The sequence below is a fragment of the Massilia brevitalea genome, from assembly GCF_030711405.1.
GTDB classification, from domain to species: domain Bacteria; phylum Pseudomonadota; class Gammaproteobacteria; order Burkholderiales; family Burkholderiaceae_D; genus Telluria; species Telluria brevitalea.
The window spans coordinates 45212-66305 of record NZ_JAULSI010000006.1; the positions used below are offsets into that span (position 1 = coordinate 45212).

16 protein-coding genes are annotated in these 21094 nt (G+C 64.4%); 6 read left to right on the forward strand and 10 right to left on the reverse strand.

Annotation, left to right across the window (positions count from 1 at the left end; genetic code table 11):
* Window positions 1–106 precede the first annotated feature (106 nt).
* Both QWL29_RS05100 and QWL29_RS05105 read left to right on the forward strand, forming a co-directional pair.
* On the forward strand, window positions 107–1495 hold the full coding sequence (locus QWL29_RS05100; protein ID WP_305821804.1) for a pyridoxal-phosphate dependent enzyme: 1389 nt from the start codon (window positions 107–109) through the stop codon (window positions 1493–1495).
* A complete protein-coding gene (locus tag QWL29_RS05105; RefSeq protein WP_305821805.1) occupies window positions 1492–2670 on the forward strand; it encodes a trans-sulfuration enzyme family protein in 1179 nt (392 codons plus the stop codon). Before QWL29_RS05100 ends, QWL29_RS05105 begins: the two co-directional genes overlap by 4 nt.
* A 30-nt stretch (window positions 2671–2700) precedes the next feature.
* On the opposite strand, the gene QWL29_RS05110 is transcribed toward QWL29_RS05105, so the two are convergent.
* From QWL29_RS05110 to clpS, 4 genes are all read right to left on the reverse strand, one after another.
* Window positions 2701–4335 (reverse strand): methyl-accepting chemotaxis protein, encoded by a 1635-nt coding sequence (locus QWL29_RS05110; RefSeq protein ID WP_305821806.1) that lies wholly within the window; start codon window positions 4333–4335, stop codon window positions 2701–2703.
* A 221-nt stretch (window positions 4336–4556) separates the two neighbouring features.
* Window positions 4557–7922, reverse strand: coding sequence for a S41 family peptidase (locus QWL29_RS05115; RefSeq protein WP_305821807.1), 3366 nt, complete (start codon window positions 7920–7922; stop codon window positions 4557–4559).
* 456 nt (window positions 7923–8378) lie between these two features.
* Entirely contained in the window at window positions 8379–10679 is a 2301-nt protein-coding gene (gene clpA / locus QWL29_RS05120; RefSeq protein WP_305821808.1) for an ATP-dependent Clp protease ATP-binding subunit ClpA, read from the reverse strand.
* Window positions 10676–10978 (reverse strand): ATP-dependent Clp protease adapter ClpS, encoded by a 303-nt coding sequence (clpS, locus tag QWL29_RS05125; RefSeq protein WP_229438817.1) that lies wholly within the window; start codon window positions 10976–10978, stop codon window positions 10676–10678. The genes clpA and clpS overlap by 4 nt, the downstream gene beginning before the upstream one ends.
* Before the next feature lie 332 nt (window positions 10979–11310).
* Here clpS and cspE point away from each other — a divergent pair, with 332 nt between their 5' ends.
* Window positions 11311–11514: a transcription antiterminator/RNA stability regulator CspE gene (gene cspE, locus QWL29_RS05130; protein WP_020653506.1), complete on the forward strand. Its 204-nt coding sequence runs from the start codon at window positions 11311–11313 to the stop codon at window positions 11512–11514.
* A 66-nt stretch (window positions 11515–11580) separates the two neighbouring features.
* On the opposite strand, the gene QWL29_RS05135 is transcribed toward cspE, so the two are convergent.
* Together QWL29_RS05135 and icd are read right to left on the reverse strand one after the other, a co-directional pair.
* Complete coding sequence (locus tag QWL29_RS05135) at window positions 11581–11832, reverse strand: hypothetical protein (RefSeq protein ID WP_305821809.1); 252 nt, start codon at window positions 11830–11832, stop codon at window positions 11581–11583.
* A 72-nt stretch (window positions 11833–11904) separates the two neighbouring features.
* Complete coding sequence (gene icd, locus QWL29_RS05140; RefSeq protein ID WP_305821810.1) at window positions 11905–13167, reverse strand: NADP-dependent isocitrate dehydrogenase; 1263 nt, start codon at window positions 13165–13167, stop codon at window positions 11905–11907.
* A gap of 185 nt (window positions 13168–13352) precedes the next feature.
* Here icd and QWL29_RS05145 point away from each other — a divergent pair, with 185 nt between their 5' ends.
* Complete coding sequence (locus tag QWL29_RS05145; RefSeq protein ID WP_305821811.1) at window positions 13353–13919, forward strand: pseudouridine synthase; 567 nt, start codon at window positions 13353–13355, stop codon at window positions 13917–13919.
* Between the two features lie 294 nt (window positions 13920–14213).
* Here the strand turns inward: QWL29_RS05145 and QWL29_RS05150 are convergent, their stop codons facing one another.
* Window positions 14214–16448, reverse strand: a complete 2235-nt coding sequence (locus QWL29_RS05150) for an NADP-dependent isocitrate dehydrogenase (RefSeq protein WP_305821812.1) — start codon at window positions 16446–16448, stop codon at window positions 14214–14216.
* A 367-nt stretch (window positions 16449–16815) separates the two neighbouring features.
* Between QWL29_RS05150 and QWL29_RS05155 the strand changes: the two genes are divergently transcribed.
* On the forward strand, window positions 16816–17619 hold the full coding sequence (locus QWL29_RS05155) for a DUF2243 domain-containing protein (RefSeq protein ID WP_305821813.1): 804 nt from the start codon (window positions 16816–16818) through the stop codon (window positions 17617–17619).
* 299 nt (window positions 17620–17918) lie between these two features.
* Here QWL29_RS05155 and rpsT read toward each other — a convergent pair whose 3' ends face one another.
* Window positions 17919–18185, reverse strand: a complete 267-nt coding sequence (gene rpsT, locus QWL29_RS05160) for a 30S ribosomal protein S20 (protein ID WP_056339242.1) — start codon at window positions 18183–18185, stop codon at window positions 17919–17921.
* Window positions 18186–18394: 209 nt separating this feature from the next.
* On the opposite strand from rpsT, the gene murJ reads away from it, so the two are divergent.
* Window positions 18395–19945, forward strand: a complete 1551-nt coding sequence (murJ, locus tag QWL29_RS05165; RefSeq protein WP_305821814.1) for a murein biosynthesis integral membrane protein MurJ — start codon at window positions 18395–18397, stop codon at window positions 19943–19945.
* On the opposite strand, the gene QWL29_RS05170 is transcribed toward murJ, so the two are convergent.
* Window positions 19946–20710: a type II secretion system protein gene (locus tag QWL29_RS05170; protein WP_305821815.1), complete on the reverse strand. Its 765-nt coding sequence runs from the start codon at window positions 20708–20710 to the stop codon at window positions 19946–19948.
* Window positions 20704–21081: a prepilin-type N-terminal cleavage/methylation domain-containing protein gene (locus QWL29_RS05175; protein WP_305821912.1), complete on the reverse strand. Its 378-nt coding sequence runs from the start codon at window positions 21079–21081 to the stop codon at window positions 20704–20706. The genes QWL29_RS05170 and QWL29_RS05175 overlap by 7 nt, the downstream gene beginning before the upstream one ends.
* Window positions 21082–21094: the final 13 nt, after the last annotated feature.

Here is a 21094-nt window from a genome sequence, read left to right on the forward strand (position 1 = left end):
CGCGTCCACGGATCGCCGTAAGATGTCTTGTTCTTCACGACCGGCGCCCATCTGCGCCCTCTTTCCTGCGTTCACGGCGTCCACAAGGCGCTCCTTCGGAGGCAACATGCAACGCGATCTGGAACACCCGACTCAAGCAGCGATTTTCTCGCTGATAGGCAATACCCCGCTGGTGCAAGTCACGCGCATGGACACTGGCCCCTGCCAGCTGTTCCTGAAACTGGAATCGCAAAACCCCGGCGGTTCGATCAAGGACCGCATCGGCGTGGCCATGATCGAAGCAGCCGAGCTCGACGGTCGCCTGCAGCCGGGCGGCACCGTGGTCGAGGCCACCGCCGGAAATACCGGCCTGGGCCTGGCCCTGGTGGCGCGCATCAAGGGTTACCGCGTGGTGCTGGTGGTGCCCGACAAGATGGCCGCCGAAAAGGTGCTGCACCTCAAAGCCCTGGGCGCCGAAATCCACCTGACCCGCTCGGACGTCGGCAAGGGCCACCCCGAGTACTACCAGGACGTGGCGGCGCGTTTGGCGCAGTCGATTCCCGGCGCCTGGTTCGCCGACCAGTTCAACAACCTCGCCAATCCGCGCGCCCACGAAACCACCACCGGCCCGGAAATCTGGCAGCAGACCGACCACAATCTCGACGCCATCGTGGTCGGCGTGGGTTCGTCCGGCACGCTCACCGGCCTGTCCAACTTCTTCAGGCACGCCCAGCCGAACCTGGAATTCGTGCTGGCCGACCCGCAGGGTTCGATCCTGACCGAATACGTGCAGACCGGGCACTTGTCGAAAGACGCCGGCTCCTGGGCCGTCGAGGGCATCGGCGAAGACTTCATTCCCGGCATCGCCGATTTGTCGCGCGTGAAGAGCGCCTATTCGATCAGCGACGAGGAAAGCTTCAACACCGCGCGCGCCCTGCTGCAGCGCGAAGGCATCCTGGCTGGTTCCTCGACCGGCACCCTGCTCGCCGCCGCCCTGCGCTATTGCCGCGAACAGACTACGCCGAAACGCGTCGTCACCTTCGTCTGCGATACCGGCACCCGCTACCTGACCAAGGTCTACAGCGATGGCTGGATGGTCGACCAGGGCCTGTTGCAGCGCCCGGAACTGGGCGACCTGCGCGACCTGATCGGACGCCGTTTCGACGCCGGCGAAGTCGTCAGCCTGGCGCCGAACGACACCCTGCTCACCGCCTTCAACCGCATGCGCAGCAGCGACCTGGCCCAGATGCCCGTGATCGACAAGGGCCGCCTGGTCGGCATCATCGACGAATCCGACTTGCTGCTGCACGTGATCGACGAACCGGGGCACTTCAAGTCGCCGGTGTCGACGACCATGACGGCGCATCTGCAAACCCTCAAGCCGTCGAGCAGCATGGCCCAGTTACGCAGTATCCTCGACCGCGGCCTGACCGCGGTGATTCTCGAGGACGACAAGTTCTATGGCCTGATCACCCGCTTCGACCTTCTCAACCATCTGCGCAGGACCCTATCGTGACCGATACCATCAACAAACAGCACCTCGCTACCCGCGTCATCCACGGCGGCCAGGCGCCCGACCCCAGCACCGGGGCGGTGATGCCGCCGATCTTCGCCACCTCGACCTTCGTGCAGGAGAGCCCGGGCGTGCACAAGGGCCTGGACTATGGCCGCTCGCACAATCCCACGCGCTGGGCGCTGGAGCGCTGCGTGGCCGACATCGAAAGCGGCAGCGCCGCGTTTGCCTTCGCTTCCGGCCTGGCCGCCATTTCGGCAGTGCTGGAACTGCTGCCGGCCGGCTCGCACATCGTGGCCGGCGACGACATGTACGGCGGCACCTACCGCCTGTTCGAGCGCGTGCGCAGGAAAAGCGCCGGCCACAGCTTCAGCTACGTGAACCTGGCCGACCCGGAAGCGCTGGCTGCCGCAATCACGCCTGAAACGAAGATGGTCTGGGTCGAGACGCCGACCAACCCGATGCTGAAGCTGGCCGATCTGCGGGCGATCGCGACGCTGTGCCGCGAGCGCGGCATCGTCAGCGTGTGCGACAACACCTTCGCCAGCCCGATCAACCAGCGCCCGCTGGAACTGGGCATCGACATCGTGGTGCACTCGACCACCAAGTACATGAACGGCCACTCGGACGTGATCGGCGGCGTGGCGGTGGTCGGCCAGGCCGATCACCATGCGGAACTGCGCGAAGGTCTCGGCTTCATCCAGAACGCGGTCGGCGCGATCCAGGGACCGTTCGACAGCTTCCTGGTGCTGCGCGGGATCAAGACCCTGGCCCTGCGCGTGGAACGCAGCAGCGCCAATGCCCTGGACCTGGCGCAGTGGCTGGAGCGCGAACCGAAAGTGCGCAAGGTGCATTACCCGGGGCTGGAATCGCACCCGCAGCACGCGCTGGCGCGGCGCCAGATGGATGCTTTCGGGGGCATCATCTCGATCGAGCTCGATACCGATTTGGCCGGCTCGCGCCGCTTCCTGGAAACCTGCCGCGTGTTCACGCTGGCCGAGAGCCTGGGCGGCGTCGAGAGCCTGATCGAGCATCCGGCGCTGATGACGCATGCGACGATTCCGCCGGCGCAGCGCGCGGAACTGGGGATCGGCGACAGCCTGATCCGCCTGTCGGTGGGCATCGAGCACCTGGAAGACCAGCGCGCGGATCTGCAGCGCGCGCTCGACGCCGTTTGACCGGACTGCGGGCTGCGGCCCGCTGCGCCATCAGGCGGCCAGTGCCAGCCGCTGCGGTGCAGGCGGAGGTGCAATTTCAGGTGCGATTTCATGCACTGCAGCGGCGGCTTGCACCGGGCCGCCGCGCAATTTGAAGGTGCCGACCAGGCGCGCCAGTTCGGCCGCCTGCTCGCGCATCGATTCCGCGGCGGCCGCCGCTTCCTCGACCATTGCCGCGTTCTGCTGGGTCGAGACATCCATCTCCGCGATCGCGCGTCCGACCTGGGCCACGCCACCGGCCTGGCTGGCGCTGGCGCTGTCGATGGCTGCCAGGATCGCGGCCACGTCGTGCACATGGGCGAGCACGGCGCGCATGGTGGCGCCGGCCGCGTTCGCGATGCCGGTGCCGGATGCGATCTCGGCGTTCGAGGCGCCGATCAGGTTCTTGATCTCTTTCGCCGCCTGGGCCGAGCGCTGGGCCAGGTTGCGCACCTCGGACGCCACCACGGCAAAGCCACGACCCTGCTCGCCGGCGCGCGCCGCTTCCACCGCCGCGTTCAGGGCCAGGATATTCGTCTGGAAGGCGATGCTGTCGATCATGCCGGTGATGTCGACAATGCGCGCGGCCGAGGCCTTGATCGCCTCCATGCGCGCGACCAGCTGCTCGACGGCCGCCGCGCCCTCGCCGGCCACGTTCGACGCGGTTTGCGCCAGGCTGTTGGCACGGCGCGAACTGGCGTTGTTGTCGGCGATGGCGCCGGCCAGGGCATCCATCGCGCCGACGGTCTGGCGCAGCGATGCGGCCTGGCGCTCGGTGCGCTGCGAGAGGTCGTGGTTGCCGTCGGCGATTTCGTTGGACGCGGAATCGATGGCATACGCGCCTTGCAGCACCTGGGCCACGGTGTGCGAGACGCCGCCGGTCATGCCGTTCAGGGCGTCGAACAGGCGGCCGATCTCGTCGCCCCGCGTGTGTTCAATGGTCGGGCGCAAATCGCCGTGGGCCACCTGTTCGGCCAGGCCGACCGCCTGCTGCAGCGGGCCGACGATGTTGCGCGTCAGGAGCCAGGCCAGCAGCGCGCCGATGGCCAGTGCGGCGGCGCCCAGCGCCAGCAGCAGGGCCTTGCTGAAGGCGGTGCTGGACGCCGATTCGTCGGCCAGGCGGCGCGCTTCGTTTGCCTCGTGGGCCAGCAGGGCCTCGAGGGCGGCAGTCTGGGCCTTGAAGGCGGGCTCCCAGCGCGAGCCGATGATGTCTTCGACCACGTTGGTCTGGCCGAGGTCCTTGGCGCGGAACAGGTCGGCCTGGGCGGCGGCCAGTGTCTTGTCGTGCTGGGCAGCGGCCTGTTTCAGGCTGCGTTCGCGGGTGCTGGCGGGCAGTTTGTCCAGTTTGGCGATGACGGCGGTGCGCAGCTTGCGGCCATCGGCCAGCTGGGCCTGGAAGTAGTCGGCCAGTTCCAGGCTGTCGCTGCGGGCAATCGCAACCGTGCGCGAGCCGTTCAGGCGTTCGAGGCCGAGCAGGTCGGAAACCAATTGCTGCTTGGCGAGCTTGTCGTCGACCAGGTCGGCGGTGAGGGCGTCGGCGGCGTGCATGCGCCATACGGCAACTACGGCAATCACGACGATGAGCAGGGAAACGATGGCGAAGGAAGCGAGGAGCTTGGTGCCGGTGTGGAGTCGTGCAAGTCGCATCACGGTAGGGTGAAGTGAAGGAATACTTGCAGTGTAGAAACTTAATGTGACGGGCGTGTGAAGTACAACCGATTTCGCCGATGAGCAGGCGATGGGATGGTGGGTTCGAGAACCCACCCTACGGCGACTCACGATCAATCGGATTTTGTAGGGTGGGTATTTGTACCCACCAATGTCATAACATGCGCGGTCGCGGCGTCACTGGGACGCCGCGCGCCACATCACTGCCGCTTCAGTGCCGGAATCGCCGCCGGCTTCCACGGCTTGACCGGCTGCTCCTGCATCTTCTTCTGCAGCAGCTCGATCGCCACTTCCAGCTGGCGGTCGCGCCCTTCGAAGGTCTCGTGCGGCAAATTGTCGACCTCGACATCCGGCGCCACGCCCACGCCTTCGATCAGCCATTCGCCATCGGTCGAGAACTGTCCGAACTCCGCCACGCGCGCCATGCCGTTGTCCAGCAGGCCGTTGCCGTCGCTCAGCCACACGCCGGCGCCGGCGGTGCGCTTGCCGACCAGCGGCCCAAGCTTCAGCGCCTTGACGCCGGCGGCAAAGGTCTCGCCATCCGAATACGTCAGCTCATCGACCAGCACCACCAGGTGGCCGCGGAAGGTGTTCTGCATGTTCGACTGCGGCTGCTTGCCGTTCGATGCCCAGAAGGCCCAGGAGCGGCGCAGCAGCTTCTCGATGATCCAGCTGTCGATATTGCCGCCGTTGTTGCGGCGCACATCGATCACCAGGCCTTCCTTGTTGATGTTGGCGTAGAAGTCGCGCGCAAAGGCGTTGATGTCGCGCGTGACCATCGCACGCAGGTGCAGGTAGCCGATCTTGCCCTTCGAGGCGCTGTCGGTCTGCTGGGCCCTGCCCTGCTCCCAGTCGGCGTAGCGCAGGCTGGCGTGCCTGGTCATCGACACCGGCGTCACGATGGCCTGGCGCGGCTTGCCGCCCGGGCTCTTCACCTGCAGCAGCACCTGCTTGTCGGCCTGGTCCAGCAGCAGGTCGGCGATGTCGCGCGCGCCCGTCGCGGACTTGCCGTTCACGGCCAGGATGATGTCGCCTTCCTTGACGTCGACGTCCGGCGCCGACAGTGGCCCGGCTTCCGACGGCAGTTCCGGCTCGCTGCGGTAGACGCGGTCGACGCGGTAGCCTTCGCCGGTGCGCGTCAGCACCGCGCCCAGGCTGGACGGCGTGCCCTCGGCGGCGGCGCGGCGCAGGTCGCCCGGACGGATCTGCGAGTGCAGCGCGCCGACTTCGCCCACCATCATGCCAAGCACGTCGTCGAGTTCGGCGCGGTCGGTCACGCGCTCGACCAGCGGCGCGTAGCGCTTGCGCACGGCGTTCCAGTCGATGCCGCGCATGTTGGCGTCGTACAGGAAGTCGCGGTGCATGCGCCAGGCGTCGTTGAACATCTGCACCCACTCCATGCGCGGGTTCGAACTCAGCGCCCAGTCGTCGACCTTGATCCTGGCCTTGCTCAGGTCGGCCGGGGCCTTGGCGCCGGTGTCGACGACCAGCATGTCGCCCGGCGTACCCTTGGCGAAGGTGCGATAGAACACGTGCTTGCGGTCCGTGGTCAGGCCGAACTCGCGCACGTTGGCGGCAAAGGTCTCGGGTTTCGGCGTGCTGCGCGAGACTTCCAGCGTCTTGAGGGTGCCCTTGCCGCCCTCTTCGGCGTCGAGCAGGTACAGGCGCTTGTCGTCAATGGCCAGCGCGCTGTAGTTGCCCGATTCGACCGGCACTTCGTACAGACGCTCGCGCAGGCCGGCATACACGATGGCCGGCGTCGGCGCCTTCGGTTTCTCGGCGGCTGCAGATGTCTTTGCAGTCGCGGTGGCTGCGGCTGCCGCCGCTGCCACCGCTGCGCTCTTGTCGGCGTCGCGGTCGTCCGGCGACTTGATCGCTTCGCGCGCGGCGGCTTCGGGCGACTTTTCTTCCGGCTTGGTCAGCTCGTCTTCCGGCTTGAACGGGAAGCGCGAGCCCGGCTGCAGCGCCAGCGCATACACGCCGACGCGCTTGTCGAACACCGGCCCCATGTTGCGGTCGCCCCAGGGCGAGGCGTTACCCAGGTTGAAGTTGCGGGCCGAGAGGAAGTACAGCCATTTGCCGTCAGGCGAGAACACCGGCGCATGCGATTCGTAGCGGTCGGTGGTCACGAAGGCCATCTGCTTCGTTACCAGGTTGAATAAGCCGATCTGGTTGCGCTGCTCGCTGGAACCGGCGCGGACAAAACTCAGGTTGCGGCTGTCCGGCGACCACACCACCTGGTCCGGGCGGTCGATGCCGGCCTGGCCGGCGTCGTCGATGATGACGTTGGTCTTCTTGTCGAGATCCAGCAGCCAGGTGCGGCCCTTCTTGTCGGTATGGGCCAGCCATTTGCCGTCGGGCGAAGGATACAGGGCCGCGCGGTGCGAAGCGCCGTCCGTCGTCAGGCGCTCGCCGCTGCCGGAACCGTCGGCGGCGTAGCGCCAGATTTCGTTTTCGCCGCTGGTGTCGGCAATCGCGTACACCCATTTGTCGTCGTGCGAGAAGACGGCGCTGCGGGCACGGGCGCCATCCGGCACGGCGATCTCGACGCGGCGGTGCTTGCCGGTGCCGGCAATCGTCACGCGGCCACGCGCGGTGATGACGATTCGCTCGGCCTTGCTGGCCGGCTCGATGCTGGTGAGTGCTTCGAGCGGCGACTTCACGCGGCGCATGCGCTGCTGGTCGAAGTCCGACAGCAAACTCGCGTCCAGGCGGCTGTCCTGGCCGCTGGCGATGTCGAACACGTGCAGGTCGGCGCCGAGCTGGTAGGCGATGCGGCCGTCGCCCAGCGAGGCGCTGCGCACGTCCCATTCCTTGTGCTGCGTGAGCTGGCGCCGGTCGGAGCCGTCCGGGTTGGCGGACCAGAGGTTGTCGGCGCCACCGGCATCGCTGATGAAGTAGAGGCGGCCCTGCCAGAGCATGGCGCGGCGGTTGTTGGCCGGGTCGCCCTTGAACAGCTGCTGGGCCTCGCTCTTGCCGCCCAGTTCGTAGCGCCACAGCTGGGCGGTGGCGCCGCCGCGGTAGGACTTGACGTTATCGTTGGTCATGGCCAGGCCCATGCGCGTGAACCAGACGGTCTTGCCGTCGTCGCTCAGGGCGGCGTCGTTGGCGTCGGCCAGCGGCAGCACGCGGCGCGCCAGCTTCACCGGGTCGAGCGCGGCCACCACGCGGTGTTTCGACGGGCCGACCGAGTTCTCGGTGCTGACCAGGACCTCGCCTGCTTTCGTCCAGCCGAGGACCGTGACGCCGCCGTTTTCGAAAGTGACGCGCTTGGGCAGGCCGCCCTCGATCGGCATCACATAGGCTTCCTGGGCGCCTTCGTAGGAGGCGGCAAAGGCGACGTACTTGCCGTCGTGCGAAATGGCGGCGTGGGTTTCGGCGGACGGGTGGGTAGTCAGGCGCGTGGCCTTGCCGCCGGCCGTCGTGGTGCGCCAGAGGTCGCCTTCGGCGGTGAACACGACGGTGTTGCCGCGCACGGCCGGGTAACGGAAATAGGGATCGGCGGCGGCTGCGTGGCTGCCGACAAGGGCCAGGGACAAGGCGAGGATGGTGCGGGACAGGTTCATGCGAGCGGTGGCAAGTTAACAAGAGAAAACGAGTTTGCCACACGGAATGCATGAGTTGGCGTGCATACGTGCAAATAAAGCCGCTCGGAGCGGCCGTCGACGGTGGCCTGCAGCTTGGAAAGTGGGCCTGCGGCCGCGACCGTACGGTGGGCACGCCGTGCCCACACGGTTACGTGCTTCTCTGGAATCGCTAGCCGGGCGAATTCGCTCCGCGGCGTTTCCATCATTGGAAACGCTGACGAGACGCTTTGGGATGCTTCATCGGATCGCTTCGTTATGCGTTGGCCCGCTGCGTCAACGATGCGCATCGTTCCGCGTGGGCACGGAGTGCCCACCGTACGGGATATGTCACCACGCGTTCGGCAGTTTCGATTAAGCGGGCAAAAAAAACCGCGCACAGGGCGCGGTTTCTTGTGAAGCGATCGAGCTCAGTTCATCTCGCTCAGTGCATGTCGATTACTCGATCTCGACCGTCTCGGCCGGGGCCGGTGGCGGCAGTGCGTCGCCTTCCGGGAACTCGAGGACCACGTCGTCCTTCTCGTTCAAATCCACCGTCACGCGCCCACCGTTGACCAGGCGGCCGAACAGCAGCTCGTCGGCCAGCGCCTTGCGGATCATGTCCTGGATCAGGCGCGACATCGGACGCGCACCCATTTGCGGATCGAAGCCCTTGGCGCCGAGGAACTTGCGCAGTTTCTCGGTGAAGATGGCTTCCACCTTCTTCTCGTGCAGCTGCTCTTCCAGCTGCATCAGGAACTTGTCCACGACGCGCAGGATGATTTCCTCGTCCAGCGCGCGGAAGCTGATGGTCGCGTCCAGGCGGTTGCGGAACTCTGGCGTGAACATGCGCTTGATGTCGGCCATCTCGTCGCCTGCCGCCTTCGAATCCACGAAGCCCACCGAGCGCTTGGTCAGGCTTTCGGCGCCCGCGTTGGTGGTCATGATGATGATCACGTTGCGGAAGTCGGCCTTGCGTCCGTTGTTGTCGGTCAGCGTGCCATGGTCCATCACCTGCAGCAGGATGTTGAAAATGTCCGGGTGGGCTTTTTCAATCTCGTCCAGCAGCAGCACCGCGTGCGGCTTCTTGGTGATGGCTTCGGTCAGCAGGCCACCCTGGTCGAAACCGACATAGCCCGGCGGCGCACCGATCAGGCGCGACACCGCGTGGCGCTCCATGTACTCCGACATGTCGAAGCGGATCAGCTCGATGCCGAGGATGAAGGCCAATTGCTTGGCCACCTCGGTCTTGCCGACGCCGGTCGGACCGGAGAACAGGAAAGAACCGATCGGCTTGTCCTGCTTGCCGAGGCCCGCACGCGCCATCTTGATGGCCGCCGACAGGGCTTCGATCGCCGGGTCCTGGCCGAAGACGACGTTGCGCAAATCGCGGTCGATCGTCTGCAGCTTGCTGCGGTCGTCCTGGTTGACGGTTTGCGGGGGAATCCGCGCGATCTTCGCGATGATTTCCTCGATCTCGGTCTTGCCAATCGTTTTCTTCTGCTTCGACTTCGGCAGGATGCGCTGGGCTGCGCCCGCTTCGTCGATGACGTCGATCGCCTTGTCCGGCAAGTGACGGTCGTTGATGAAGCGCGCCGCCAGTTCCGCCGCAGTCGACAGCGCCGACGACGAATATTTCACGCCGTGGTGTTCTTCGAAGCGCGACTTCAGGCCACGCAGGATCTGCACGGTCTGCTCGACCGACGGCTCGTTGACATCCACCTTCTGGAAGCGGCGGCTCAGCGCATGGTCCTTCTCGAAGACGCCACGGAATTCCGTGAACGTGGTCGCGCCAATGCACTTGAGCTGGCCATTCGCCAGGGCCGGTTTCAGCAGGTTCGATGCGTCGAGCGTGCCGCCCGAAGCCGAGCCGGCGCCGATGATCGTGTGGATCTCGTCGATGAACAGGATGCCGTTCGGCGTGTCTTTCAATTGCTTGAGGACGGCTTTCAGGCGCTGTTCGAAGTCGCCGCGGTACTTGGTGCCGGCCAGCAGTGCGCCCATGTCGAGCGAGAACACGACCGCGTTCTGCAGGATTTCAGGCACTTCTTCCTGGACGATGCGCCATGCCAGGCCTTCGGCGATGGCGGTCTTGCCGACACCGGCTTCACCCACCAGCAGCGGATTGTTCTTGCGGCGGCGGCAAAGAATTTGAATGACACGGTCGACTTCTTCCTCGCGCCCGATCAGCGGATCGATCTTGCCGTCGGCAGCCGCCTTGTTCAGGTTCTGCGTGAACTGGTCGAGCGGGCTTTCCTTGGTCGCGCCTTCGACCTGCGCCTCTTCCACGCCTTCCGACGCCTTCTGGCTGTCGATCTGCTGGTCCTTGCGCACGCCGTGCGAGATGAAGTTGACCACGTCGAGGCGGGTCACGCCCTGCTGGTGCAGGTAGTAAACAGCATGCGAATCCTTCTCGCCGAAGATCGCCACCAGCACATTGGCACCGGTCACTTCCTTCTTGCCGTTCGAGGCCGACTGCACGTGCATGATCGCGCGCTGGATCACACGCTGGAAGCCGAGCGTCGGCTGGGTGTCGACCTCGCCCGTGCCGGGCACGGTCGGGGTGTTGTCACCGATGAAATTGGTCAGGGTCTTGCGCAGGTCGTCGATATTGACCGCGCATGCACGCAGGACTTCAGCGGCCGAGGGATTGTCGAGGAGCGCAAGCAGCAGGTGCTCCACGGTAATGAACTCGTGCCTTGCCTGTCGGGCTTCGACAAAGGCCATGTGTAGGGATACTTCAAGTTCCTGCGCAATCATACTTCCTCCATCACGCACTGCAGGGGATGCCCCGCCTTGCGCGCATGCGTTAAGACAAACTCCACTTTGGTACACGCTATATCTTTGGAAAACACACCACACACGCCTTTACCATGGCGGTGCACGGAAAGCATGATCTGCGTCGCCGTCTCGCGATCCTTGTTGAAGTACTCCTGAATGATGGCCACCACGAATTCCATCGGTGTGTAGTCGTCATTCAGCAACGCCACCTGATACAGGGGCGGTGGTTTGATCGTCTGCCGCTCCAGCAGCTGTTCGGTATCGTGCTTCGTTGCCATGGGCGTATTCTAATGCTTTCAAGGATGATGCCAAGCGTAAAGATCAGACGCAGCGATCAGATCACTTCGACTTGCCTTCATCTTACTTGTTTTCCGTTGAAAGCGCAGATGGCGTTCCGATTGCAGAAATCAAGAGGGCATGATGCAAGTCGTGTGAAAAATTTAGCAACAGTTGCTTTAAAGGGCTTGACTTACAACTTTAGTGCATCAACAATGCAAACATTGACATGTACTTATGTACTTGTTGATAAGAAGTGAGCAGGCTGAGGAGGGGGCAAGAAGCTTCTTGCTTTTATGGCTCGTGTGATTTGTTTTTATTTGAAAGTTCTTTTATGGCAACTGGTACTGTTAAGTGGTTCAATGATTCCAAAGGCTTTGGCTTCATCACTCCAGATGACGGCGGCGAGGATCTGTTTGCACACTTCTCCGCGATCAATATGAACGGTTTTAAGACCCTCAAAGAAGGTCAGAAAGTCCAATTCGAAGTCACGCAAGGCCCTAAAGGCAAGCAAGCTTCCAACATCCAGGGCATGTAATCGGCCCTGGCGGAAAGCCACTGCGAAGAACCCCGCTCCGGCGGGGTTTTTTTTCGCCTGCGCTTCCTAATCGCCACGCAGCGCCGGAAACAGGCGACAGGCTTCCTCGAGGGCAGCCGTCAACCCGTCGCCATCGAGGCGCTGGCCGCCCCGGCCAACGACCGCCTCGAACAGTTGCAGCATGCGCCCTGCCCGGGCCGCATGTTCGGGATGGGTGGCGTCAAGCGCCATTTCCTTCAGCCGCTCTTCATCCAGGCCGGCGCGCTGCAAACCGTATATCATGCGGCCGATTCGTTCGTAATCCTTTTCGCCGTCCATCGCATTCCCTCGCATTCCCTTTCTATCGCCAGGAATAGACACCCGCCTGGAATACAGGCGGCGGCAAGCATTTCATGCCGGTTGCATCTGCTCGATCATGACGTCGCCGAATCCCGAACACGATACCTGGGTCGCATTTTCCATCAGGCGCGCAAAATCGTAGGTCACGCGTTTCGATCCGATTGCCTTTTCCATAGCCGCGATGATCAGGCCTGCCGCCTCAATCCAGCCCATATGACGCAGCATCATTTCGGCCGACAGGATCAGGGAACCCGGATTCACATAATCCTTGCCGGCGTATTTCGGTGCGGTGCCGTGGGTGGCTTCGAACATCGCCACCGAATCCGACATATTCGCACCCGGTGCAATGCCAATGCCGCCAACCTGGGCCGCCAGCGCATCGGAGATATAGTCGCCGTTCAAATTCAGGGTGGCGATCACGCTGTATTCGGCCGGGCGCAGCAGGATCTGCTGCAGGAAGGCGTCGGCGATCGAATCCTTGATCATGATGTCGCGCCCGGTCCGTGGATTCTTGAACTTGCACCACGGGCCGCCGTCGATCAATTCGGCGCCGAATTCGGTTTGCGCCAGCGCATAGGCCCAATCGCGGAAGCCACCTTCGGTGTACTTCATGATGTTGCCCTTGTGGACGATCGTCACCGAGGGCTTGTCGTTGTCGATGGCGTACTGGATCGCCTTGCGCACCAGGCGCTCGGTACCTTCGCGCGAGACCGGCTTGATACCCAGGCCCGAGGTTTCCGGGAAGCGGATCTTCTTCACGCCCATCTCGTTCGTCAGGAAGGCGATCAGTTTCTGCACACCCTCCGACCCCGCCGCCCATTCAATGCCGGCATAGATGTCTTCCGAATTTTCGCGGAAGATCACCATGTCGGTCTTTTCCGGCTGCTTCAGCGGCGACGGCACGCCGGCGAAATACCGCACCGGACGCAGGCAGACATACAAGTCGAGTTCCTGGCGCAAGGCCACGTTCAGCGAACGGATGCCGCCGCCGACCGGCGTGGTCAGCGGGCCCTTGATCGAGACCACGTATTCCTTCAGCACCGCCAGCGTTTCCTCGGGCAGCCAGACGTCGGGGCCGTACACGCCCGTCGCCTTTTCGCCGGCAAATATCTCCATCCAGCTGATCCGGCGCGCACCGCCGTAGGCGTGCGCCACCGCCGCGTCGACCACCTTGCGCATCACCGGGGTGATGTCGGCGCCGGTGCCGTCGCCCTCGATGTAGGGGATCACCGGGTTGTCTGGTACAGTCAGCGAGAAATCGGCATTGACGGTGATTTTCTGGCCGTCGGCGGGTACGTGGATATGTTGGTACATCGTGTTCTCCGAAATGGTCGCGTGGCTGGCTGGAAGGTCGCCGCTTCTGGCAGCGGGCATCGCCTGCGCTTCCTTTACAATGCCTGCTTTCGCCGCTAGTCCTCTATAAGAGATGGCGTTGTGCATTATGCACCAGTCTTGTGCGATGCGCCACGCTCGGCAGTCCGAACCATTTTATCGCTTCCATGCCCCTGATTCTCTTCAATAAACCCTTCCAGGTCCTGTGCCAGTTCAGCCCGCAGGACGGCCGGCAATCGCTGGCCGACTACCTCGACATTCCCAACATCTATCCGGCGGGCCGCCTCGACGCCGACAGCGAAGGCCTGATGCTGCTCACCGACGACGGCAAGCTGCAGCACAAGATCGCCCACCCGGACCACAAGGAGGCCAAGACCTACCTGGTGCAGGTGGATGGCGTGCCGGATGCGGATGCGCTGGCGCGGCTGCAGGCGCCGCTCGACCTGGGCGATTTCGTGACCAAGCCTTGCCGCGCGGTGCAGATTGCCGAGCCGGAATGGCTGTGGCCGCGCAACCCGCCGATCCGGGCGCGCGCCGACAAGCCGACCGGCTGGATCGCGATCACGCTGGAGGAAGGCAAGAACCGGCAGGTGCGGAGGATGACGGCGGCGGTGGGCTTGCCGACCTTGCGGCTGGTGCGCAGCAGTATCGGGCCGTTTTCCTTGGCCACCCATCCCTTGATGCCGGGTGAATACATCGAGGTGCCGGTTGCAGCGCTGAAGCCGGGGCGCTGAACCGTACGGTGGGCACGCTGTGCCCACGCGGAAGGCGATGCAGCGTTGGCCGATTTAAAACCCGACGAGCCGCGGGCCGCCGGCGTCATCCGGGATATTCCGCGAACGTCGTCAACAATCGCCTGCGTCATCGCCGCGTTTTGAAGCCAACATGACGCACACATCCGCGTGGGCACAGTGTGCCCACCATACGGATAACGCTGGCGCCCAAAATAAAAACCCCGCCGGGCTAGCAAAGCCGGCGGGGTTTGTTTTTACTACGCACCACGCGGCAGCGCCGCGCGGTTAGGTCAATCAGGCACCAATCGTTTCCAGCGCCGCATTGAAGGTCGCGCTCGGACGCATCACCGCCGTCACCTTGGCTTCATCGAGCTTGTAGTAACCGCCGATATCGGCCGGCTTGCCCTGCACTTCCAGCAGCTCGGCAACGATCTTGGCTTCGTTCTCGGCCAGGGTCTTCGCCAGCGGCGCGAACTGGGCTGCCAGCTCGGCATCCTCGGTTTGCGCGGCCAGTTCCTGGGCCCAGTACAGCGACAGGTAGAACTGGCTGCCGCGGTTGTCGAGCTCGCCGGTCTTCGGCGATGGCGACTTGCGGTTGTCCAGCAGCTTGCCGGTAGCGGCGTCCAGGGTCTGCGACAGCACCTTGGCCTTGGCGTTGCCGGTCTTCAGGCCCAGGTCTTCCAGCGACACCGCCAGGGCCAGGAACTCGCCCAGCGAATCCCAGCGCAGGTGATTTTCTTCGGTCAGCTGCTGCACGTGTTTTGGAGCCGAACCGCCGGCGCCGGTTTCGTACATGCCGCCGCCAGCCATCAGCGGGACGATCGACAGCATCTTGGCCGAGGTGCCCAGTTCCATGATCGGGAACAAATCGGTCAGGTAGTCGCGCAGGATGTTGCCGGTCACCGAGATGGTGTCCAGGCCACGCTTGACGCGTTCCAGGGTGTAACGCATCGCACGCACTTGCGACATGATCTGGATGTCCAGGCCGGTGGTGTCGTGATCCTTCAGGTAGGTCTTGACCTTCTTGATCAGTTCATTCTCGTGCGGACGGTACGGGTCGAGCCAGAACACGGCCGGCATGCCCGAGTTGCGTGCGCGCGTCACGGCCAGCTTGACCCAGTCGCGGACCGGCGCATCTTTCACCTGGCACATGCGCCAGATGTCGCCCTGCTCGACGTTCTGGCTCATCAGCACTTCGCCGGTGGCGAGGTCGGTGATGTTGGCCACGCCGTCTTCGGCGATTTCGAAGGTCTTGTCGTGCGAGCCGTATTCCTCGGCTTGCTGGGCCATCAGGCCGACGTTCGGTACCGTGCCCATGGTCTTCGGATCGAAGGCGCCATGCCATTTGCAGAAGTTGATGATCTCCTGGTAGATGCGGGCGAAGGTCGATTCCGGAATGACGGCCTTGACTTCCTTCAGGCGGCCATTCGCGTCGTACATCTTGCCGCCGGCGCGGATCATCGCCGGCATCGAGGCGTCGACGATGACGTCGTTTGGCGAATGGAAGTTGGTGATGCCCTTGGCCGAGTCGACCATGGCCAGCGCCGGACGGTGTTCCTGGCAGGCGTGCAAATCGCGTTCGATTTCTTCGCGCTGCGAGGCCGGCAGGTCGGCGATCTTGTTGTACAGATCGGCCATGCCGTTGTTGACGTTGATGCCCAGGCTGTCGAACAGCGCGCCGTGCTTGGCGAACGCGTCCTTGTAGAACATGCGCACGGCGTGGCCGAAGACGATCGGGTGCGAGACCTTCATCATCGTGGCTTTCACGTGCAGCGAGAACAGGATGCCGGTTTCTTTCGCGTCTTCGATCTGCTGTTCGTAGAATTCGAGCAGGGCCTTGCGGCTCATGAACATCGAATCGATGATCTCGCCATCCTGCAGCGCGACTTTTGGCTTGAGCACCACGGTCTGGCCGCTCTTGGTGATCAGTTCCATCTTGACTTCACGCGCGCCGCTCACGGTCATCGACTTTTCGCCGTGGTAGAAGTCGCCGTGGGTCATGTGCGAGACGTGGGTGCGCGACGCTTGCGACCATGGCTGCATCGAGTGCGGGTTCTTGCGTGCGTATTCCTTGACGGCGCGCGGGGCGCGGCGGTCGGAGTTACCTTCGCGCAGGACCGGGTTCACGGCGGAACCGGTGCACTTGCTGTAGCGTGCCTTGATGGCTTTTTCTTCGTCGGTCTTCGGATCGGCCGGGTAGTCGGGGATGTTGTAGCCCTTGCCCTGCAGTTCCTTGATCGCGGCAACCAGCTGGCCGACCGATGCGGAAATGTTCGGCAGCTTGATGATGTTCGCGTCCGCTTCCAGGGTCTTCTTGCCCAGCTCGGCCAGCACGTCGGGAACGCGTTGTTCCTCGGTCAGGTTTTCCGGGAATTGGGCCAGGATACGGGCGGCGACCGAGATATCGGCCTGCTCGACGCGGATACCCGCAGCCTTGGTGAAGGTGCTGACGACAGGCAGGAAGGCGTGGGTCGCCAGCAGCGGCGCCTCGTCGGTCAGGGTGTAGATGATGGTCGGATCACTGCTCATGCACTATTTCCTCGGTTCTCGCGACGGTATCGCGAATATCTAACTAATAAATAAGGCCTGTCTGCGCCCGCTGTCGGGCGGCACGCCATCCACGCGCCGATACTACTCCGCTTGGCGCGCGATGGACAGCGCGCGATGGGCAACACTGCCCGGGCCTGTCCGCTGCTCGGCTCTCCTGGAGCGCCGCGTCAACTCTTCTATAAGACATAAGACGCGCGTTTCACATTATGCACCAGTATTTTACTGTGCGCTATAGGTTTAAGGCCCGGCAAGCCCGTCCCCGCGCCGCCTGCCGGGCGCTCGGCGGTGCGCGAACGCGCTAGCATGTGCCCGGGCTTTCTACCTTTATCACTTGTCAGGAGCTGCCATGAGCGTGCGCCAGTCCGATGCTTTCACCATTCCCGCGTTGCGCTCGCTCGGCTGGGCCGGCCTCCTGCTGGGCTTTGGCCTGGGCGGCTTCTTCGACGGCATCCTGCTGCACCAGATCTTGCAGTGGCACCATTTGCTGTCGCTGGTCACGCGCCCGCCTTTCGAGGACATCCGGGTGCAGATCATGGCCGACGGCTTCTTCCACCTGCTGATGTACGTGATCGCCTTTGCCGGGCTGTGGAAGCTGTGGAAGGGGCGGCACAGCCTGGCTGCGCCCGGTGGCGACCGGCTGCTGCTGGCGAATGCGCTGATCGGCTTTGGCGCCTGGCACATCCTGGATGGGGTGCTGTCGCACTGGCTGCTCGGCATCCACCGCATCCGGCAGGGCAGCGAGAACCTGCTGTTCTGGGATTTACTGTGGTTCTTCGTGTTTGGCGTGGCCTTCGTGGCGCTGGGCTGGTGGCTGGGGCGGGACCGGAACGGCGGCGCGCTTGGCGGCAGGACTGGCGCGGCGATGCTGGCGGCGGCGGTGCTGGCCGGCGGCCCGGTGGCGGCGCTGCCGCCGCCGAACGTAAATACGGTGATGGTGTTCTTCAAGCCGGGCACGACGCCAAGCCAGGTGTTTGCCGGGATCGAGGCGGTGGACGGGCGGATCTTGTGGTCGGCGCCGTCGGGGGATGTGTGGGCGCTGGATGTGCGGGATCAAAGCCGCACTGCCCTGCTCTACCGGCACGGGGCCTGGGTGGTGAGCAATTCGGCGTGGGTGGCAGGGTGCCTGGCATGGACGTCGGCGCGAAAGTGATGGGGGATAACGTTTGGGTTTGGCCGTTGCTCTTGCAGGGTGGGCTCTCGAGCCCACGCGGTATCACCATGCGAGCAGCGGCGAACCATTGCGGGGCTCCGCGAAACGGTGCGGTGCACGTGGGCACGACCGCGTGGGCACGAGTGCCCACCCTACGCCCATGCATAAGCACGTGTCCCAAAAGACAATCGGATGAACACGCAGAAGCACAAAGCGGAAAAACCCGCCGGACATGCGTCGGGCGGGTCTTTCTTCCACTGTACTGCCAGCGCGGCGTGTGCCGCGCGCCAACCGGTCTATTAGGCCGACAGGGCTTTCAGGGCAGCAGCCAGGCGGCTCTTGTGGCGAGCGGCCTTGTTCTTGTGGATGATCTTCTTGTCGGCGATGCTGTCGATGGTCGACACGGACGACTGGAAGATGCTGGTTGCAGCGGCTTTGTCGCCAGCCTGGATGGCTTTGCGGACGGCCTTGATTGCGGTACGCAGGGTCGAGCGCTGGGCGCTGTTGTGTGCGTTTTGCTTAACTGCTTGACGAGCGCGCTTGCGTGCTTGTGCGGTATTTGCCATGGAATTTCCTAAATCGGGGTCAAGTTGCGTTTGCAAACATTAGCGAGTCAAACTGGCCCATTCCAGTGCCTGCCAAACATAAGTGTCTGCTAACAGAATTCAGTACAGCCCACGATTATAGCGAAGGAATCCCTTCCCGGCAATTCATTATTCACAAAACCCACCGAACCCGGGCCGCGCGAGGTGTTGCACAGTTATAATCTCGGCCCATGAATCTGCTCAAGACCCTCGCCGCCATCTCCAGCATGACCATGGTGTCGCGCATCACCGGCCTGTTGCGTGAAAGCCTGTTCGCCGCCGCCTTCGGCGCCTCGAACTTCACCGACGCCTTCAACATCGCGTTCCGCCTGCCGAACCTGTTGCGGCGCCTGTTCGCCGAAGGCGCCTTCTCCCAGGCCTTCGTGCCCATCCTGACCGAATACAAGACCAGGCACGGCCAGGAAGCCACCAAGACCCTGGTCGACCATGTGGCCACCGTACTGATCTGGGCGACGGTGCTGACCAGCATCGTCGGCATCATCGCCGCCCCGGTATTGATCCTCTGGATCGGCGGCGGGCTGCAGCGCGAGCCGGCCGCTTTTGATGCCGCCGTGGTCATGACGCGCATGATGTTCCCCTACATCGCCTGCATGGCCTTCGTCGCCATGGCCAGCGGCGTGCTGAACACCTGGCGCCAGTTCAAGATTCCCGCGTTCACGCCGGTGCTGCTGAACCTCTCCTTCATCTTTGCCGCCGTCGTGCTGGCCGATCATTTCGAGCAGCCGATCTATGCAATGGCGGTCGGCGTGTGCATCGGCGGCATACTGCAGGTGGCGCTGCAGCTGCCGCCGCTGATCAAGCTCGGCATGCTGCCGCGGCTGTCGGTCAATCCTTTCACCGGCCTGCGCGACGCCGGCGTGCGCCGCATGCTGGGCAAGATGGGACCGGCCGTGTTCGCCGTCGCCGCGGCCCAGATCAGCCTCCTGATCAACACCACGATTGCCGCCAGCCTGGCAGCCGGCGCCGTCACCGCGCTGCAGTACGCCGACCGCCTGATGGAACTGCCGACCGCCCTGCTCGGCGTGGCCCTCGGCACCATCCTGCTGCCCGGCCTGGCCAAGGCGAATACCGAAGGCGACACCCAGGAATACTCCTCGCTGCTGGACTGGGGCCTGCGCCTGACCTTCCTGCTGTCGATTCCGGCGGCGGTCGGCCTGGCGACCATGGCCACGCCGATGATCTCAACCCTGTTCCACTACGGCGCCTTCGACGCCGCCGCTGTGAATGCCTCGTCCATGCCGCTGATGGCCTACAGCGCCGGCCTGCTCGGCTTCATCCTGGTCAAGACGCTGGCGCCGGCCTTTTTCGCGCGCCAGGAAGTGCGCACGCCGGTGTACATCGCGGTCGGCACGCTGGTGGCCACCCAGCTGATGAACCTGGCCTTCGTGCCGCTGCTGGGCGTGGCCGGACTGGCGCTGTCGATCGGCGTCGCCGCCTGCCTGAACGCCGCCCTGCTCTACCGCGGCCTGCGCAAGCGCGCCATCTACGTGCCGCTGCCGGGCTGGGGTGCGTTCTTCCTGAAGCTGGTCGTGGCGGTGTCGGCGATGGGGGCCGTGGCCTGGTTCTGCCAGATCCAGTTCGACTGGATCGCGCTGCGCGCCCATCCGCTGCTGCGCGCCGGCGCCCTGCTCGGCATCATCGCCCTGTGCGGCATCACCTATTTCGGCGTGCTGGGCGTGCTGGGCTTCCGCCCGCGCGACTTCAAGCGCCGCGCCAAGTAATCAGCGCCGTACCTGCTGTGGCGGCTGCGGCGGCTCTGCCGGCTCGCCAGGCGGCGGGTCCGGTGCTGGCTCCACTTCCGGCGCTTCCGGCTGCGATGGCGGCTCTTCGGGTTCCGGGGGTGGTTCGGTTTCGGGTGCCGGCTGCTCGGGCGGGGCGGACGGCGGAACCGGCACGGCAGGCGTACCAGGTGCCGGTTGCGTGCCCGGAGCCGGGAACAGCGGCGCCGGCGCTTCCGGCGTGCCTGGCGTACCCGGCGGCGGCGCGATGTTGCTCGGCACCGTCACGCTCACGCCCTGCCCGGTCGCCGTGAACTTCCACTCCGACAGGTGCTCCTTGTTCTCGAAGTTCAGGAAGCGCGCGTCGAAATTCGCCAGCTTCAGCGGCTGCGCCTGCGACAGGCTGTACACCGCCAGCACGCCGGTCTTGTCGCCCTGGTACACGATGCCCCACTCGTCCTTGCCCGTGACCGGGTCGACGAAGATTTTCCGCAAATGCCGCCGCGTGCCGGGAAAGCGCGGATCCTTCAACAGCTCCTGCAGGGTCGGCGGCGCAGTCGGGGAGCCGCGCGGCGTGGCGGCGGCATAGCTGCGCAGGGCCTCGCTGAATTCGGCGCCGATCTCGAGCAGGTCCTGCTCGGCGGCGGCGCGGCGCAGCAGCGAGTCGACTTTCAGCGTGGCCGCGCCGACCAGGCCCAGGATGGCGACAAAAAACACCATGCCGACGTAGGTGAAGCCGGCCGCGTGACGGGCGGGCCGCGCTACCATTCGGCGTAGGGGCGGCCGTCGCGGCCATTGCCGGGCGCGCCGCTGCGGATGTCGTACATGGCGCCCTGCTCGCCGTCGGCCTCGGGCGCCACGACCACCCAGGTGCTCTCGCTCTCGGTCACCGGGTCGACCGGCACCCGCGCCAGGTATTTTTTCTCGACCAGCTGCTCCAGCGAGTCCGGATAGCGGCCGGTGTCGGCGTGGTACTGGTCGATCACGGCGCGCGTGTTGCGCAGGTTGTCGAGCAGGATGGTCTCTTTCGTCTTGTCGACGCTCGGGAAGAAGCGCGGCACGGCCAGGGTCAGCAGCAAGGCGACGATGCCGAGCACCACCAGCAGTTCGATCAGGGTAAAGCCGCGCCTGGGATTCATGCTCGTCATGGTC